The organism is Marinococcus sp. LNHM3E3-2.2 (genome assembly GCF_056034385.1).
Genome location: NZ_JBQLIC010000002.1, coordinates 91,435 through 107,776 on the forward strand (window position 1 = coordinate 91,435; position 16,342 = coordinate 107,776).

General features: G+C 48.0%; 12 protein-coding genes and 1 other annotated feature. Of the genes, 1 reads left to right on the top strand and 11 read right to left on the bottom strand.

What is annotated here, in order from left to right; translation table 11 throughout:
* Position 1: 1 nt before the first annotated feature.
* Positions 2-928 (bottom strand): oligopeptide ABC transporter permease, encoded by a 927-nt coding sequence (opp3b, locus tag ACTRXF_RS03015; RefSeq protein ID WP_474261217.1) that lies wholly within the window; start codon positions 926-928, stop codon positions 2-4.
* A 146-nt stretch (positions 929-1,074) separates the two neighbouring features.
* The gene (locus ACTRXF_RS03020; RefSeq protein WP_474261218.1) at positions 1,075-2,778 is read right to left on the bottom strand and encodes a peptide ABC transporter substrate-binding protein; all 1,704 of its coding nucleotides are present in this window, start codon (positions 2,776-2,778) and stop codon (positions 1,075-1,077) included.
* A 271-nt stretch (positions 2,779-3,049) separates the two neighbouring features.
* Here ACTRXF_RS03020 and ACTRXF_RS03025 point away from each other — a divergent pair, with 271 nt between their 5' ends.
* Complete coding sequence (locus tag ACTRXF_RS03025) at positions 3,050-3,421, top strand: DUF3899 domain-containing protein (RefSeq protein WP_474261219.1); 372 nt, start codon at positions 3,050-3,052, stop codon at positions 3,419-3,421.
* 52 nt (positions 3,422-3,473) lie between these two features.
* Here ACTRXF_RS03025 and ACTRXF_RS03030 read toward each other — a convergent pair whose 3' ends face one another.
* From ACTRXF_RS03030 to gyrB, 9 genes are all read right to left on the bottom strand, one after another.
* A complete protein-coding gene (locus ACTRXF_RS03030) occupies positions 3,474-3,932 on the bottom strand; it encodes an Lrp/AsnC family transcriptional regulator (RefSeq protein ID WP_022792933.1) in 459 nt (152 codons plus the stop codon).
* Between the two features lie 339 nt (positions 3,933-4,271).
* Entirely contained in the window at positions 4,272-5,552 is a 1,281-nt protein-coding gene (gene serS / locus ACTRXF_RS03035) for a serine--tRNA ligase (RefSeq protein WP_474277756.1), read from the bottom strand.
* Between the two features lie 61 nt (positions 5,553-5,613).
* Positions 5,614-5,834: a binding site (T-box leader), on the bottom strand.
* Between the two features lie 2 nt (positions 5,835-5,836).
* Positions 5,837-6,427: a pyridoxal 5'-phosphate synthase glutaminase subunit PdxT gene (gene pdxT, locus ACTRXF_RS03040; RefSeq protein ID WP_474261221.1), complete on the bottom strand. Its 591-nt coding sequence runs from the start codon at positions 6,425-6,427 to the stop codon at positions 5,837-5,839.
* A 24-nt stretch (positions 6,428-6,451) separates the two neighbouring features.
* Positions 6,452-7,336 (bottom strand): pyridoxal 5'-phosphate synthase lyase subunit PdxS, encoded by an 885-nt coding sequence (gene pdxS / locus ACTRXF_RS03045; protein WP_474261222.1) that lies wholly within the window; start codon positions 7,334-7,336, stop codon positions 6,452-6,454.
* Between the two features lie 143 nt (positions 7,337-7,479).
* Complete coding sequence (locus ACTRXF_RS03050) at positions 7,480-8,739, bottom strand: D-alanyl-D-alanine carboxypeptidase family protein (protein ID WP_474261223.1); 1,260 nt, start codon at positions 8,737-8,739, stop codon at positions 7,480-7,482.
* Between the two features lie 192 nt (positions 8,740-8,931).
* Complete coding sequence (gene guaB, locus ACTRXF_RS03055; RefSeq protein ID WP_322525339.1) at positions 8,932-10,389, bottom strand: IMP dehydrogenase; 1,458 nt, start codon at positions 10,387-10,389, stop codon at positions 8,932-8,934.
* A gap of 193 nt (positions 10,390-10,582) precedes the next feature.
* Positions 10,583-11,611, bottom strand: a complete 1,029-nt coding sequence (locus ACTRXF_RS03060) for an HD-GYP domain-containing protein (RefSeq protein WP_474261224.1) — start codon at positions 11,609-11,611, stop codon at positions 10,583-10,585.
* Between the two features lie 155 nt (positions 11,612-11,766).
* Positions 11,767-14,235 carry a DNA gyrase subunit A gene (gene gyrA / locus ACTRXF_RS03065; RefSeq protein ID WP_474261225.1) on the bottom strand — a complete coding sequence of 823 codons (2,469 nt, stop codon included), beginning with the start codon at positions 14,233-14,235 and terminating at the stop codon, positions 11,767-11,769.
* A 119-nt stretch (positions 14,236-14,354) separates the two neighbouring features.
* Positions 14,355-16,271: a DNA topoisomerase (ATP-hydrolyzing) subunit B gene (gene gyrB, locus ACTRXF_RS03070; protein ID WP_474261392.1), complete on the bottom strand. Its 1,917-nt coding sequence runs from the start codon at positions 16,269-16,271 to the stop codon at positions 14,355-14,357.
* Between the last annotated feature and the right edge of the window lie 71 nt (positions 16,272-16,342).

A 16,342-nucleotide genomic window follows, 5' to 3' on the forward strand; every position in this document is an offset into this window, starting at 1 on the left:
CTTATTTCCCTCCATCCAGGCGGATTCTCGGATCGATGATGCCGTAAAGAATATCAATGATTAAAATAATCAGAACGAACAAGAAACTGAAAAACAGCGTTGTTCCCATAATCATTGGATAATCGTTAGTCGTTACAGCTGTGACAAACTGTTCCCCGATCCCCGGCACCGCAAAGATCTGCTCGATAACAAGCGTTCCAGTCAACAGACTGACCGCAAGCGGACCGAGCACTGTAATTAATGGGATCAGCGCATTGCGCAGCCCGTGCTTCAAAATTACAGAAGACCATTTAACCCCTTTGGCTCTAGCTGTCATAATATAATCCTTATTAAGTACTTCAAGCATTTCTGTACGCATAAACCTCGCACAAATCGCCATAGGGAATATTAATAAAGCAATTGTCGGCATAATAGTGTGGGCAAATGTGCCCCACGTGGCGACCGGCAGCACCTGCCATTGCACACCTAAGTAATATTGAAGCAGCCCTGCAAAAATAAAGGAGGGAATAGAAGTCCCAATAACTGCAAGCAGCGTGGAACCAAAGTCTAAAATACCGTTATGAAAAATAGCAGCAATCAGCCCTAGTATAGCGCCTAAAATAGAACCTATGATTAACGACTGAATCCCGAGCTGCAGGGATGGGCCGATACGGTTCTCAAGTATTGAGGAAACATCCCGGTTATCAAACTGAAAAGAAACCCCCAGGTCTCCCTGGACCAGGCCAAGCATGTAGTCAACATATTGCAGCGGCACCGGTTTATCCAATCCGTACTGCTCCAGCACAATCTGCTGCTGGGCTTCCGGCAGGCGGTCGGCAGCGCTCAGCGGTGTCCCCGGCATTAATTTCATAAGAAAGAATGTAATACTGGCGATAATAAAGAGTGTAATCACCATGTAGACCATTCTTGTGACAATGTAACGAGCCATGTGCTTTTTTCCTCCTTGGAGATTTCATGATGTTTTTCTTTGCTGCTCATATTTGTAAATTAACAGGAAACAAGGGAAAAGAGAGTATAAGCCAATTATCATGGATATACTCTCTTGCCCCCTGAAAATATTATTTTATTTAATTTTTATTCTTCTGTCGCGTCTTCGTTCATGTAGGCCCATTTGTATTCAAAATCAGGACCGGCAGAGTTTACGATAACTCCCTGCAGCGCCGGGTTCCAGAGATAAGCCTGGGAGCGCTGGTACAATGGTGAAATTGCGGCATCCTCTTCAATAAGAATCTGTTCCATCTGGAGGAAGTTGTCCCAGCGTGCTTCAGGCTCTGTAGCCAAATCACTGTTTGCTTCTTCAAGAAGGGAATCATATTCTTCGTTGGAGTAGCCCATATGGTTATTTTCGCCGTCAGTTTCAAACAGGTTCATGAATGTGTTTGGATCCACGTAGTCTGGTCCCCATCCGGCAAACTGCATGTCGTAATCCATGTTCGTGTCACGGTCCAGGCGTTCCTGGAAAGGCACTTCCTGAACATCAACAGTCAAGCCTTCAAGGTTGGTTTCCAGCTGTTCTTTAATATAGGCGTTAGTGTTTTGAGCCGTTTCTGTGTCATCTCCCAGGAAGCCAACCTCTACACTGTCGGTGCCGACTTCTTCAAGCCCCTGTTCCCAGAGATCCTGAGCTTCTTCTTTGTTTACTTCAGCAAGGTTTCCGTTCTGCTCGCGGAAGTCTTCTTCACCATCCGGACTGAACACAAAGTTTGCAGGCATTAAACCTTCAGCAGGAATAGAACCGTTGTTTAGAATCGTGTTCGTTAATCCTTCTTTGTCCACAGACATTTGGATAGCCTTACGAATATTTTCATTATCGAGGGCTTCATTGCCTTCCTGATTCATTTTAAGATAGAAAACAGTCGGCTCCTCTACCGTACGGAAATCCTGCTCCGTGCTGTATTCGTCCACAAATTCTGCACTAACTCCTGCACGGTCCACTTCGCCAGTATCGTAAAGGTTAACGCCAGTGGATACTTCTTTTACAACCTGGACGTTGATTTCTTCAAGCTGCACAGCGTCTGCATCCCAGTAGTCTTCGTTTTTCACAAACGTCATGCTTTCACCCTGATTCCACTCTTCCATTGTGAACGGGCCGTTCGTCATCATGCTGTCTGGTCCCAGGGCATAATCATCTTCCTGCTCTTCAATAAATTCTTCATTTAATGGAAGGAAGGTTGGGAACGTAGCTAATGATTCAAAGTAAGGTGTCGCTTTTTCAAGTGTTACTTCAAGCGTATAATCATCCACGGCTTCGACTCCCAGTTCTTCGGGGTCTGCCTCGCCTTCACTGATCTCGGTAGCATTGTCGATAACGCCGCCCATCATGTAAGGGCCATACTCAGAAGCCGTTTCCGGATCCACGGCACGCTGCCAGGAATAAACGAAATCCTGAGCTGTGACAGGGTCGCCGTTTGTCCAGGTGGCATCCTCACGGAGATTGAATGTATACGTAAGCGCATCATCACTCACTTCCGGTTCTCCCATGGCAATCCCTTCTTCTGTCTCTCCGTTTTCACCCAGGCGGTAAAGACCTTCATAAATTTCCCCTGTCCACTGAATACCGTATGTATCCGTGGTGAGTGACGGGTCCATGGAAGGAATATCCGCAGACTGCGCCAGGTTGACTACCTGATCCCCGCTTGCCTGGCCTTCACCGCCTCCATCACCACCGCCGTTGCCGCCGTCTCCGCCGGACTCTCCGCCCCCGCCGCCGGAACACGCTGCGAGCACTGTGCTTGCTGTTAATGCAGAAGCTAATACTGTCATTTTTGTCTTTTTCATAAGATATGTTGACCTCCCCAAAACTTTCGTTATTTTATTGTGTAAAATTTCTGTTATCTCTGTATTTACAAAGTATACAAGAAATTGCGAATATTTTCATTAATTTTTTAATTTTTTGCGAAAATGAAAATTTATTCGCTTTGTCTATACGAAAAGCATTAATGTTTTTACCTGCAGGGCAATTATTCGTAAATGAAAGATCCTATTCAGCGGTGGACAGCAATTGTGCTATAATAATGGGCGTTATAAAATTCCTGAAGGAGTCCCGTCTATGCATTGGAAGCTGAATCTCTTTGTATTTGCCGCTAATTTAATAGCTGCCGGCCTGCTGTTTTTCATTTTTTCTCCGGCCTTTGAACTGCTGAATGTGATCAATTATGTGTTTTATGTAGGTCTGTTTTATCTAATCATTTTCATTGCAGCGTTTGTAATGCGCGGAGGATTTTTCGATGCCATTACCCACAGCTTTCGAAAAGTGGCTCACCGCCTTGCTCCCTCCAGACCTTCGACTCAAGGCTGGGAACAACGGCTTGCTCCCTCTGAAGTCATTCAGATTTCTTTTTTCCGTATGCTTTTCATTCAAACAACAGCGCTGATTATCTTGGATCTTTTGCTGCTTGCTGTATACTACGCAACAAATTAAATTGGCCCGGCTTTATCTGCGCCCGTGGTACCACCACCTTTAATATTTATTTTCATTCAGGAGTAAGGTAAGAAAACGAATCCTTATACTGTTTTAATTCAACGTTTACATCGGCGTTCAAAATTCCGTCGATCTGTGCTAAATCTCTGTTAACAAAATTCACTAAATCCTCGTTATTTCTAAAATAAGCCTGTAAAATTAAATCATGATTACCAGAGAAAGCACCGACAAATCGCACTTCGGAAAAGCGCTGAAGCTTACTCGCAATTTCGTCCTGCATCCCGAGCTTTGTGCTCAGCCCGATGATCGTCTGCACATCTAGCCCAATTTTGTTCGGATTGGTGTGTATGATAAATTCAAAGACATTGTGCCGGAGCATTTTGTTAATTCTTGAACGAACAGTCCCCTCACTCACTCCCAGACAGCGGGCAATTTCACTGTATGATTCCTTGCCGTTAGCCTGCAGATATCCGAGTATCGACATATCTACCTGATCTAATGAAACGCTCATTGGCATCCCTTCTCTTTTTCCCATTCTCACCTTGATGACCTTGCATCCTTTATTACGAATCACCGAGTCAACCGCAGATTAATTTAGTAATTTCGTAACATTTCCCCGGGTGGATTAACGTAATTATAAGTAATTGTTCTTATTATTGCAATATTCGTGAAAGAATTTTATGAATTTTTTTGTAAGATTATATAACGCTATATGATTCGAAAACAGCCCGAAGATACTTCCCATACTACAATGTAATCGCTTTCATTACAATCGTATCTTCGAAAGTATTTTGCATAACTATAAAAAACTCTGGCCGCCTAAAGCGTCCAGAGTTTTATCGAAGTCTGCTTATTTTGCTGTAATATACTCTTTGTTGCCCATATATCCGCGAAGCACTTCAGGAATCTTAATGCTGCCGTCCTCCTGCTGATGGTTTTCCATAATCGCTGCCACTGTTCGTCCCAGCGCAAGCCCTGAGCCGTTTAGCGTATGCACAAATTCTGTTTTCGCATCGCGGTCCCGCTTAAAGCGGATGTTTGCGCGCCTGGCCTGGAAATCCTCAAAATTACTGCAGGACGAAATTTCTTTGTAATCTTCATAGCTCGGAAGCCATACTTCGATGTCATATTTCTTTGCTGCCGTAAAGCCTAAGTCTCCCGTGCACATGTTCATCACGCGATACGGAAGCTCGAGCAGCTGCAGTACTTTCTCCGCATGGCCAGTTAATGTTTCAAGCTCTTCATAGGAATCTTCCGGTGTCGTAAACCGTACAAGCTCCACTTTATTAAACTGGTGCTGGCGGATTAAGCCGCGAGTATCGCGCCCTGCTGAGCCTGCTTCAGAACGGAAGCAGGCACTGAACGCAGTATAGGCTTTCGGCAGCTCCTGTCCCGCGAGAATTTCTTCGCGGTGCATGTTCGTGACAGGCACTTCTGCCGTTGGTACGAGAAAATAGTCCTCTTCCCGGATTTGAAAAGCATCCTCCTCAAATTTTGGCAGCTGGCCGGTACCGGTCATGCTGTCGCGGTTCACCATATAAGGGGGGATCAATTCTTCATAGCCGTGTTCATCGCTGTGCAGATCCATCATAAACTGAATCAGCGCCCGTTCAAGACGAGCCCCGGCTCCTTTGTAAAACATGAACCGGCTTCCGGTTACTTTTGCCGCCCGCTCAGCATCAAGCATATTCAGCTCTACGCCAAGCTCCCAGTGCGGCTTCAGGGCAAAATCAAATACCGACGTCTCTCCCCAGGCTCTTACCTCTTCGTTATCCGATTCATCTTCGCCGACCGGAACTGTTTCATGTGGAACATTTGGAATCGAAAGCAGAATCTGCTGCAGGCGTTCATCCTTTTCACGGATTTGCTCATCCAGTTTTTTAACTCTGCTTGATACGTCCCGCATTTCCGTAATCAATTCATCGGCGTCTTCTTTGTTTTTCTTTTTAGCTGCGATTTCATCGGAGACGGTGTTACGCCGCTGTTTTAACTCCTCCGTCTCCTGGATCAGCTCCCTGCGTTCCCGGTCAAGTTCTTCAAAAGAATCCAGTTCACTGATATCTTCATTTCGCTTTGAAAGCTGCTCTTTTACTGCATCAAAATCATTTCGCAATCGTTTAGGGTCTAGCATAGGTGATTCCTCCTTCGTATAGTAGCTGTTTATATATTATAAAAAAGCCCCGCCCCTGTGAATCAGGGACGAGACTTTAATTTCCCGCGTTGCCACCCTCGTTGCAGTAAACGTTACTGCCGGCTTCTTCTCTCATCCGTTAACGGGGACGAGCCGAAAACGGCTACTTACGTTCACCGTTTTACTCCGGACGGGATTCCTTTTACACTTTCATCGGTTCGCACCAGCCACCGACTCTCTGAAGAAAAATGCAAAAGTACTATTGTCCATCAACGCGATTGTATTTACACATTTACTGCCGCCTGTGCTTCACGTACCATCTGTACGAAATACTGATGAAATCTGCGGTCGTTCGTCAGCTCCGGATGAAAGGAGCAGGAAAGCAGATGATCCTGCCGTGCCACCACGATTTCATCTTTATATTCTGCAAGCACTTCGACATTTTGTCCAACTTCCGTAATTAACGGGGCTCGGATGAATACCGCTTCCACATCATCCGCGACTCCGCGAATGGAAAGCTCAGTTTCAAAGCTTTCACGCTGGCGTCCAAAGGCATTACGCTGAACCGTCATATCCATCAGTTCGAGATGGCCTTCCGGTTCGCCTACTACATCGGTCGCCATTAAAATCAAGCCGGCGCATGTGCCAAACACTGGTTTTCCTGCTTTGGCAAATGACTGCAGCGGTTCAAAAAACTGATATTTTTCCACCAGCCGCCGCATCGTCGTGCTTTCGCCGCCTGGAAAGACCAGTCCATCAATTTCTTCAAGCTGTTCCGGCCGTTTTACGATAATAATTTCCGTATCAGGGGCCTCTAAACTTTTGACATGTTCACGAACAGCGCCTTGAAGAGCTAAAACGCCGATTTTCATCATGAGTAAAAACCCCCTGTAATTATATTACTGGCTGCGATCCTGCATGCGGTCAAAGCCTTCAAGCTGGGAAATATCCATCCCGGTCATCGCAGTACCCAGCCCTTTGGACAGCTTAGCGATCAGCTCATAGTCTTCATAGTGAGTCGTCGCCTCTACGATGGCCCGGGCAAATTTATCCGGATATTCGGATTTGAAAATACCGGAGCCTACGAATACGCCGTCGGCGCCGAGCTGCATCATTAAAGCAGCGTCAGCCGGTGTTGCTATGCCGCCTGCTGCAAAGTTAACGACTGGAAGACGTCCTTCTTCGCGAATTTGAAGCAGCAGTTCGTACGGAGCACCAAGGTTTTTAGCTTCTGTCATTAATTCGTCCTTTGAGAGGCCGATCACTTTACGAATCTGAGACTGGATCAAACGCATATGGCGTACTGCTTCCACGATGTTGCCGGTACCCGGCTCTCCTTTTGTCCGCAGCATGGAAGCCCCTTCGCCAATACGGCGGGTCGCTTCACCGAGATCACGAGCTCCGCAGACAAACGGCACCGTATATTCTGATTTATCCATATGATACACATCGTCCGCCGGTGTAAGCACTTCGCTTTCATCAATATAATCAGCGCCCAGCGATTCGAGCACCCGGGCTTCCACGATATGGCCGATACGGGCTTTTGCCATTACAGGAATCGATACAGCGTCCATCACTTCCTGAACAATTGTAGGATCTGCCATACGGGCTACGCCCCCGGCAGCACGAATATCCGATGGCACCCGTTCCAGTGCCATGACAGCTACTGCTCCTGCCTCTTCGGCGATTTTCGCCTGTTCTCCGTTAACGACGTCCATAATAACGCCGCCCTTTTGCATTTCAGCCATGCCTCTTTTAACGCGGTCTGTTCCTCTCTCTGCCATACTTCAGCCCTCCAGCTCCATTATTCTATCTATTGCCACCGATTTGGCGGTGTAATAATAACACTCAGTAGCCCTATTGTAACACTATACTATGTCCGGATAAAGTATCTTGTTTGCAGCTGAAAAAGCTTTTCTGCCGGCTTTTATTTATCAGCATCTGCGTGCCGGAAGCTGCTGAACAGGTTGCCGATGCTCTGCACAATATTTCCAAACCATCCGCGCTCCTCCACGGCTTCACCTGCTGTCAGAGGCACTTCTGTACGGCTCGTCCCGCCCTGCACATACGAGGCTTCGCTGTTAGTGACGACCACTGTTCCAACCTCTTCCCCCTTTTCGATCGGGGCTTCATTTTTGGATATGGCAATTTCATATTCCGGTTCTATTTCCTCCGATGAAATCAGCTCCAGCTTTTCTCCAGCTGTCACGTCTATGCTTTCTTCCTGGCCGCCTTCAACTTCAATGGATGATTCCCCATCGATTTCTGCGCCCTTCTCCACGAGTGTCCGGCTTTCAAGCTCGCGTTCGGCATAATCGTACAGTTTAGCCGTTTCTGTGAAGCGCGACATTTTCGTTTCTGCGTTCATCACTACCGATATATATCTGTTTCCGTCCTGTTCAATCGTCCCGGTAAAAGCATTGCCGGCCAGATCAGTGGTCCCTGTTTTCAGGCCATCCACTCCTTCGTACTCCTGTTCGAGCCCTGGAAGCATTTTATTCCAGTTAACCATATCGATTGGTTCTTCCGTGCCTTCTTTAAATGTTTTTTTCGGAATGCCAGCCACCTCCAGCACTTCAGGATACTCATCCAAAAGATGGTAAGCCAAAAGGGCCGTATCGTTTGCCGACATCATGTTTTCTGCATTTTCTTCGCTGCCTTCCGGTGCATAACCCATCATCGTGGAATTATTCAGTCCGGTCGCATTCACGAATTCATATTTCTCCATACCAAGCTCTCCGGCCTGCTGATTCATCCGGTCAGCAAAAGCTGCCTCGCTGCCCTCGATATGTTCTGCCAGAGCTATCGTTGCTCCGTTCGCGGAATAAATGGCCATAGCCTCGTAGAGCTCTTCCACTGTATAGGTTTCGTCCTGGCGAAGAGGGACGTTTGATAAATTTGTCTGAAGAGAAAGCTCGCGGACTTTATCGCTGATTGCTACTTCGTCGTTCCAGCTGATATCTCCGTCCTCGATTGCTTTGTTTACTATGTATTCTGTCATCATTTTGGACATACTGGCCGCAGAAAGCAGTTCATCGGTATTATCTTCAAAAACTACCTGTCCTGTATCTGCATCTATCATAATAGAAGCGCTTGCTTCTATCTCAGGCTCTGCCGCTTGAGCTGGCAAGCTTCCGAACGTCCAGATGGCTGCAGCCGCCACGCAGGAAACACCTGCTGTTTTCAACTTATTTCTCCTCAATCTCTGCACCTCCGTGGTGTTTTGCTATCGCATATTTTACCACAGCCCCATTTTAAAACATACCTGCCATTGTTCCTTTTATAAAGCCGCCTGCACTCGAAAACATCAATAGATATTTCCCGGGAAATATCTATTGGCATAAAAAAGACGGGAGCCGCCGGCCCCCGTCTTTCGTTCTTAGGAAGAGTAGTTTGGTGCTTCTTTCGTAATCTGCACGTCGTGAGGATGGCTTTCCCGCAGGCCGGCATTGGTAATTCGCACGAAGCGGGCATCTTCACGCAAAGATGAGATGGTCGGAGTGCCGCAGTAGCCCATACCGGCCCTCAAGCCGCCAAGCAGCTGGTGGATCGTATCCTTCAGCGGGCCTTTATAAGGAATACGGCCTTCAATGCCCTCAGGTACAAGCTTTTGGCTGTTTTCCTGGAAATAGCGGTCCTTGCTTCCCTGCTCCATAGCGCTCATTGAGCCCATGCCACGGTAAACTTTAAACTGGCGGCCCTGGTAAATTTCACGCTCTCCAGGACTTTCTGTCACTCCTGCAAGAAGGCTGCCGAGCATCACTGCATGAGCACCGGAAGCCAGAGCTTTGGCGATATCGCCGGAATATTTGATTCCGCCGTCGGCAATAATCGGTACGTTATGCTTATCCGCTTCTTCTGCACACTCATATACAGCGGTGATCTGCGGAACGCCAACGCCGGCTACTACGCGGGTTGTACATATGGAGCCCGGGCCGATGCCGACTTTTACAATGTCGGCGCCTGCCTCAATTAAATCCCTGGTTCCTTCAGCTGTGGCCACATTGCCAACTATCAGCACAACATCAGGATAGCTGCTGCGGATTTCTGCAATTTTGTCGAGGACGCCTTTGGAGTGACCGTGGGCAGTATCGATCACAATTGCATCGGCTTCTGCTTTAACCAGAGCTTCCACACGTTTATCCGTATCGGCGCTCACCCCGACAGCCGCTCCGACGAGCAGTCTTCCCTGGGTATCCTTTGCCGAATGAGGGAATTCGATTACCTTCTCGATGTCTTTAATCGTAATCAGGCCTTTCAGGGTGCCATCCTTTTCTACAAGCGGAAGCTTTTCAATCCGGTGTTTCTGCAGTACATCCTCCGCTTCCTCAAGCGTGGTCCCCACTGGCGCTGTAACGAGATTGTTGGCGGTCATCACTTCTTTGATTCCAATCGAATAGTCTTCGATAAAGCGGAGATCGCGGTTCGTAATAATTCCCACCAGCTTTTGATTCTCGTCAACGATCGGTACGCCGGAAATGCGGTATTTTCCCATTAGATGTTCTGCATCGAACACCTGATGGTCCGGATGAAGGAAGAAAGGATTCGTAATAACTCCGCTTTCTGAGCGCTTCACCTGATCCACCATTTCTGCCTGGGCTTCGATAGACATGTTTTTATGCACTATACCGAGACCGCCGGCCCGTGCCATCGCAATCGCCATATCTGCTTCCGTCACTGTATCCATTCCAGCACTTACAACAGGAATATTTAAAGGAAGCTTATCGGTTAACGATGTCCGTACTGATACATCCCTTGGATGAATATCAGATCTTGCCGGTAACAATAAAACGTCATCAAATGTTAGACCTTCTTGGGAAAACTTATCTGCTCGCACGAATCTTCCTCCTTCAAAATGGTTGGTTTTACAGGATTTCTCACTGTCCTGCTGCCTGTAACTATATTTATTTCTAATATCTTATCACGTTTGAGCCAGTCTCAGAAGTAAAAGGAATATGTTTTATTTTTCCGAAAATTTATAAACAGGCGCTAATAATTATGTAAAGGATTTCAAAGCTGTACCCACCATGCTAGATCACATGGTGGATGGCTGACTTTTCGTTTAGCTGGACGACCTGACCGTCTTTATCAAGCTGAACCAGCGGATATTCTATTTCACGGCGGTCCAGGTGCACGATCGAAGCAGAGCTGCCGTCGGCGAGCTGCACTTTCTTTCCAGTCATTACAGTAATGAACTGCTCTGTTAATGTTTCGACTACGGCGGGGGGCAGCTTTCCAAACGACTGCACCGTCAGCTCACGCATGGCATGAAAAGCCGATTTCCCCTCATTCTCCAACCGCTCGCTTGCCATGGCGTGATACATGTCCGCCGCTGCTACAAGACTGCCCAGCACATATATTTTGCCGCTTTTCATCCCGAATGGATACCCGCTTCCATCCTCACGTTCGTGGTGCTGCAAAATAGCCAGCAATACCTCATCACTGAGCATCCCGGTAGCCTTTGCCATCTGGTAGCTCTGAATCGGATGCTTTCCCGCCTTCTGACGTTCTGCGGCAGAAACTCTGGCCAGGGAAGCGTCACACAAGAGCCCGGCGAGCGCCGCCCCGAGCCATTCCTTTCGGCTGCAGCCATGCTTTTTAGCCAGCAGCGCAGCTAAAAGCGCCACCGATACCGCATGATGACTCTCGTACTTTTCCTGTTCTGCAAACTGATAGCTGGTAAATATATGAGAAGCGTTTTCTTCAATATCCTCGAGCAGAGGAGCAACAACGGCACGAGCTTTTTTCATTTCAATGGGGGCTCCGGCTGTCCATGAGCGCCACATGGCTTCATGCGCTTCTACCGCTGCATCATAAACGTCTTCAAATCTCGGCTGATGATGCCGCATGGCTGTCTCAGTCTCTTCATCTGGTGAAAAGGGATCACCGTTGACAAGCACCGGCTTTACTTCAATATACTCCACAAGAAACTGTTTGATAATATCGACTAACTGCTCTGTCAGCGCCGTTTGTTTTCTGACCACCGGTGTTTCGTTCACTGCATAGATATCGTTCATCAGAACACATCCAGGCACTGCCTGATTAATATGTATCCGCATGGAGACCACTCCATTTCTCCTAATATAATACTTATATTTTACTATTTCCCCCGGAAAATACCACTACTTTCCCTATTCTTATGAAGGTTTTTAGAATAAAATTCCATTTTCCACGAAAAAAAGCCCAGCCGTTTAAAATACGGCTGGGCTTCAAACTATTCTTCCTCTGATTCTGCTGGAACGTTTTCTTCTTCGATGGCTTCATGTTCAATTACGGGCGCCACTGTAGAAACAGCCTCGCCTTTATCAAGACGGATGAGGCGTACACCCTGGGCGTACCGCCCGAGTCTCGAAACATCGCCTACCTGCATACGGATCACCACTCCCTGAATGGTCATCACCATCAGGTCGATGTCCAATGGCACCGAACGCATCGCTGCGAGTTCCCCTGTGCGGCTTGTCAGTTTAATCGCTTTTAACCCTTTGCCGCCCCGGTTCTGCTTACTGAATTCTTCAATTGAGGTAAGCTTCCCGTATCCTTTGTTTGTTACCATTAGTATCATTTCATTCTCTACTGAAATATCCATACCTACTACTTCGTCATCTTCGCGAAGGGAAATGGCTTTAACTCCGGAAGCCGTCCGCCCCATCGAGCGCACGTCCTCTTCATCAAAGTGAATGGACATTCCCTGCTTTGTGCCGATAATTAAGGAATCGTCGCCGGAGGTGAGACGCACGCCGTGAAGCTCATCGTCCTCCCGGACGTTAATAGCGAACAGGCCGCCCTTGCGGATGTTTGAAAAGGCCGACAGCACAGTTCTTTTCGAAATTCCTTTTTTCGTCAGGAAGAATAGATAGGCGTTTTCTGAAAATTCCTCGATCGGAATTACCGTGCTGATATATTCACCTTTATCGATCTGAAGCAGATTAATTAACGGAATCCCTTTAGCCGTACGGCTTAATTCAGGAATTTCATAAGCTTTCAAACGATATACTTTCCCTTTGTTGGTAAAGAAAAGAATCGTCTGGTGGGAATTGGTCGTCAGCAGATGCTCTACAAAGTCATCCTCATTCGTCCCCATTCCCTGTACGCCCCGTCCACCGCGGCGCTGGCTCCTGTACGTATCAATCGGCATACGTTTAATGTAGCCCTGGTGCGAAATAGTGACTACTACGTCCTGCCGCGGAATAAGGTCTTCATCTTCGATGGAATTCTCTCCGGCTTCCAGACGTGTCCGACGGTCGTCACCGAATTTCTCCTTCACTTCGGTAAGCTCTTCCCGGATAATTTCGAGCACCCGCTCTTCGTTAGCCAAAATTTCTTTCAGCTCCCGGATGCGCTCCATCAGCTCCCGGTACTCCTGTTCAATTTTGTCTCTTTCAAGGCCGGTTAAACGCTGCAGTCGCATATCAAGAATAGCCTGTGCCTGATCTTCACTCAAATCATAGTTGTCCATCAGACCATTTCTTGCGATCTCCGTTGTTTCCGATCCCCGGATCAGCTCAATCACCGCATCCAGATGGTCAAGCGCCACCCGCAGACCTTCAACAATGTGGGCACGGGCCTCTGCTTTTCGAAGTTCAAAAGCAGTCCGTCGCTTGATAACTACTTTTTGATGCTCGAGATAGTGATACAGACATTCTTTGAGGTTAAGCACCTTCGGCTGGCCGTTCACAAGAGCCAGCATGTTAATACCAAAGCTCGTCTGCAGCGCCGTTTGCTTGTATAGGTTATTTAAAATAACGTTGGCGTTGGCATCTCTTCGTACTTCCACAACGACCCGCATGCCATTACGGTCTGATTCGTCGCGAAGATCAGTAATACCGTCGATTTTTTTATCGCGAACCAGCTCTGCAATACGCTCCACCAGCCGGGCTTTATTCACCTGGTATGGCAGCTCATCTACGATGATTGTTTCCTTGCCTTTTTTATCTTCTTCAATGTAGGCGTGCGAACGGATAATAATTGATCCTTTGCCTGTCTGGTAAGCCTTGCGGATACCCGAGCGGCCTAGAATGGAAGCAGCTGTTGGGAAATCCGGACCAGGGATATATTCCATCAGCTCTTCTACCGTAATATCAGGATCTTCACTCAGGGCGAGTACCCCGTCAATAACTTCTTCAAGACGGTGCGGCGGGATATTGGTAGCCATACCCACCGCAATTCCGGACGTACCGTTAACCAGCAGGTTCGGGAAACGCGCCGGCAGAACTACAGGCTCCCGCTCGTTACCGTCATAGTTTTCCTGATAATCAATTGTGTCTTTGTTAATATCGCGGACCATTTCAAGCGATATTTTAGACATTTTTGCTTCGGTATAACGCATCGCCGCTGCTCCGTCCCCGTCCACGGAACCGAAGTTTCCGTGCCCGTTAACGATTGGATGGCGGTAGCTGAAATCCTGTGCCATGCGCACCATTGTTTCATAAACCGCGGAGTCGCCGTGCGGGTGGTATTTACCGATAACGTCCCCAACGATACGGGCGGACTTCCGGAACGGCTTTTCAGGCGTCATGCCGAGCTCACTCATTGCAAATAAAATACGCCGGTGCACCGGCTTCATTCCGTCACGAACGTCCGGGAGGGCCCGGCTGACGATAACACTCATCGCGTAATCTAAAAATGAGGTGCGCATCTCCTCGCCAATACCAATCTCCGTGACTCTGGATTCGTTTTCTGCCATTGCAGTAACCTCCTACTTTCTATTCCAGCAGGCTTGAGTGCCTGTTTCTGCTATATTCGATAGAAACCCCCGCTTTAATCTTCCGCGGGGGTTTCTTTGTTTCACCTTAATGCCGGCTCTTACACGTCGAGGTTCTGTACGTAATGCGCGTTTTCCTGGATAAAGTCACGACGCGGCTCGACGTGATCACCCATCAGTGTTTCAAACACTTCATCGGCTACCATTGCATCTTCAAGTGTAACCTGCATCGTCGTTCTTGAATCCGGATCCATGGTCGTTTCCCAAAGCTGGGTCGGATTCATTTCCCCGAGCCCTTTATAGCGCTGAAGATTCGGTTTTGGCTGCGCCGGGAGCTCGGCCAGGGCAGGCTGAAGCTCACGTTCGAAAAAGAGGTAGCGCACGTATTTGCCCTGCTGGACCTTGTACAGAGGTGGCTGGGCAATATAAATATATCCTCTTTCAAGCAGCGGCCGCATATAACGATAAAAGAAGGTTAGCAGAAGTGTCCGGATATGGGCTCCATCCACATCGGCATCCGTCATAATAATAATCCGGTGATAGCGGGCCTTTTCGATATCAAATTCGTTGCCGATTCCCGTTCCGAGAGCTGTAATAATGGTTCTGATTTCATTGTTGGCAAGAATCTTATCCAAACGTGCTTTTTCCACGTTCAGAATTTTTCCGCGCAGCGGCAGAATAGCCTGGAAATGCCGGTCCCTTCCCTGTTTGGCTGAACCGCCGGCAGAATCGCCCTCGACGATATATACTTCACTGCTCGCCGCATCCTTCGAGGTGCAGTCGGCCAGCTTTCCCGGAAGGGAACTGACTTCGAGGGCACTTTTACGACGGGTTAATTCCCGTGCTTTTTTCGCAGCGTCCCGGGCTCTTGAGGCCATAAGCCCTTTTTCTACGATCGTCCTCGCCGTGTCCGGATTTTCGCTCATAAACCTCGAAAAATGCTCCGAGAATAATGAATCTGTAATGGTACGGGCTTCCCCGTTCCCTAACTTTGTTTTTGTCTGTCCTTCAAACTGCGGATCCGGAATTTTCACGCTGACAATCGCGACCAGTCCTTCACGCACATCGTCTCCGATTAAGTTCGGGTCGTTTTCCTTGAACAGGCTGTTTTTACGGGCATAGTCGTTAATAACTCTCGTCAGTGCCGTCCGGAATCCGGACTCGTGGGTTCCGCCTTCATGGGTATTAATATTATTCGCAAACGAATACACATTGCTCGTATATCCGTTGTTATACTGCATCGCCACTTCCACCTGAATATCGTTGCGGTTCGCTTCAAGAAAAATCGGCTCTTTGTGAAGAGTGTCCTTCTGACGGTTCAGGTATTCCACAAACGAAGCAATACCGCCTTCGTAATGGTAGGACTGCACCTGCTCTTCTTCCGTGCGTTTATCCGTACATGTAATATGGAGGCCCCGGTTGAGAAACGCGAGTTCCCGTACACGGGTGGTGAGCGTTTCAAATTCAAACTCGGTCGTTTCTTCAAAGATATCCGAATCCGGTTTGAAACGGATCTTTGTGCCCCTTTTGTCTGTCTTGCCGACCTTTTCAAGGTCGTGCTGCGGGATACCGCGGCGGTAAGCCTGCTGATAAATTTCGCCTTCCCTGTGTACTTCGATATCAAGCGTTTCGGAAAGAGCGTTCACCACGCTCGCCCCAACACCGTGAAGACCGCCGGAAACCTTATAGCCGCCGCCGCCAAATTTACCGCCGGCGTGCAGTACGGTCATAATAACTTCCACTGCCGGCCTGCCCATTTTTTCGTGCATGCCGACAGGAACACCACGGCCGTTGTCTTCTACGGTGATGCTGTTGTCTTTTTCGATCGTAATATATATTTGGTCGCAATAGCCGCCCATGGCTTCATCAATGCTGTTATCAACAATCTCCCACACTAAATGGTGAAGTCCTCTGGACGTTGTAGAGCCGATATACATGCCTGGGCGCTTCCGGACTGCTTCGAGTCCTTCAAGTACCTGGATTTGACTTTCATCATATGAATTTTGATTCATCGACAATCTGTTCACCTTCGCTTCCTGCGGGATCAAATCTCGCGTGTAGTCCGTAAATACATGCTGTCGTTTTCATG

Bases quoted from the DNA above. Each gene is read 5' to 3' on its own strand.
- ACTRXF_RS03060 (WP_474261224.1), bottom strand. From the start codon at position 11,611: ATGCGGATACATATTAATCAGGCAGTGCCTGGATGTGTTCTGATGAAC.
- gyrA (WP_474261225.1), bottom strand. From the start codon at position 14,235: ATGGCAGAAAACGAATCCAGAGTCACGGAGATTGGTATTGGCGAGGAG.
- opp3b (WP_474261217.1), bottom strand. From the start codon at position 928: ATGGCTCGTTACATTGTCACAAGAATGGTCTACATGGTGATTACACTC.
- ACTRXF_RS03025 (WP_474261219.1), top strand. From the start codon at position 3,050: ATGCATTGGAAGCTGAATCTCTTTGTATTTGCCGCTAATTTAATAGCT.
- ACTRXF_RS03030 (WP_022792933.1), bottom strand. From the start codon at position 3,932: ATGAGCGTTTCATTAGATCAGGTAGATATGTCGATACTCGGATATCTG.
- serS (WP_474277756.1), bottom strand. From the start codon at position 5,552: ATGCTAGACCCTAAACGATTGCGAAATGATTTTGATGCAGTAAAAGAG.
- pdxS (WP_474261222.1), bottom strand. From the start codon at position 7,336: ATGGCAGAGAGAGGAACAGACCGCGTTAAAAGAGGCATGGCTGAAATG.
- pdxT (WP_474261221.1), bottom strand. From the start codon at position 6,427: ATGATGAAAATCGGCGTTTTAGCTCTTCAAGGCGCTGTTCGTGAACAT.
- ACTRXF_RS03020 (WP_474261218.1), bottom strand. From the start codon at position 2,778: ATGAAAAAGACAAAAATGACAGTATTAGCTTCTGCATTAACAGCAAGC.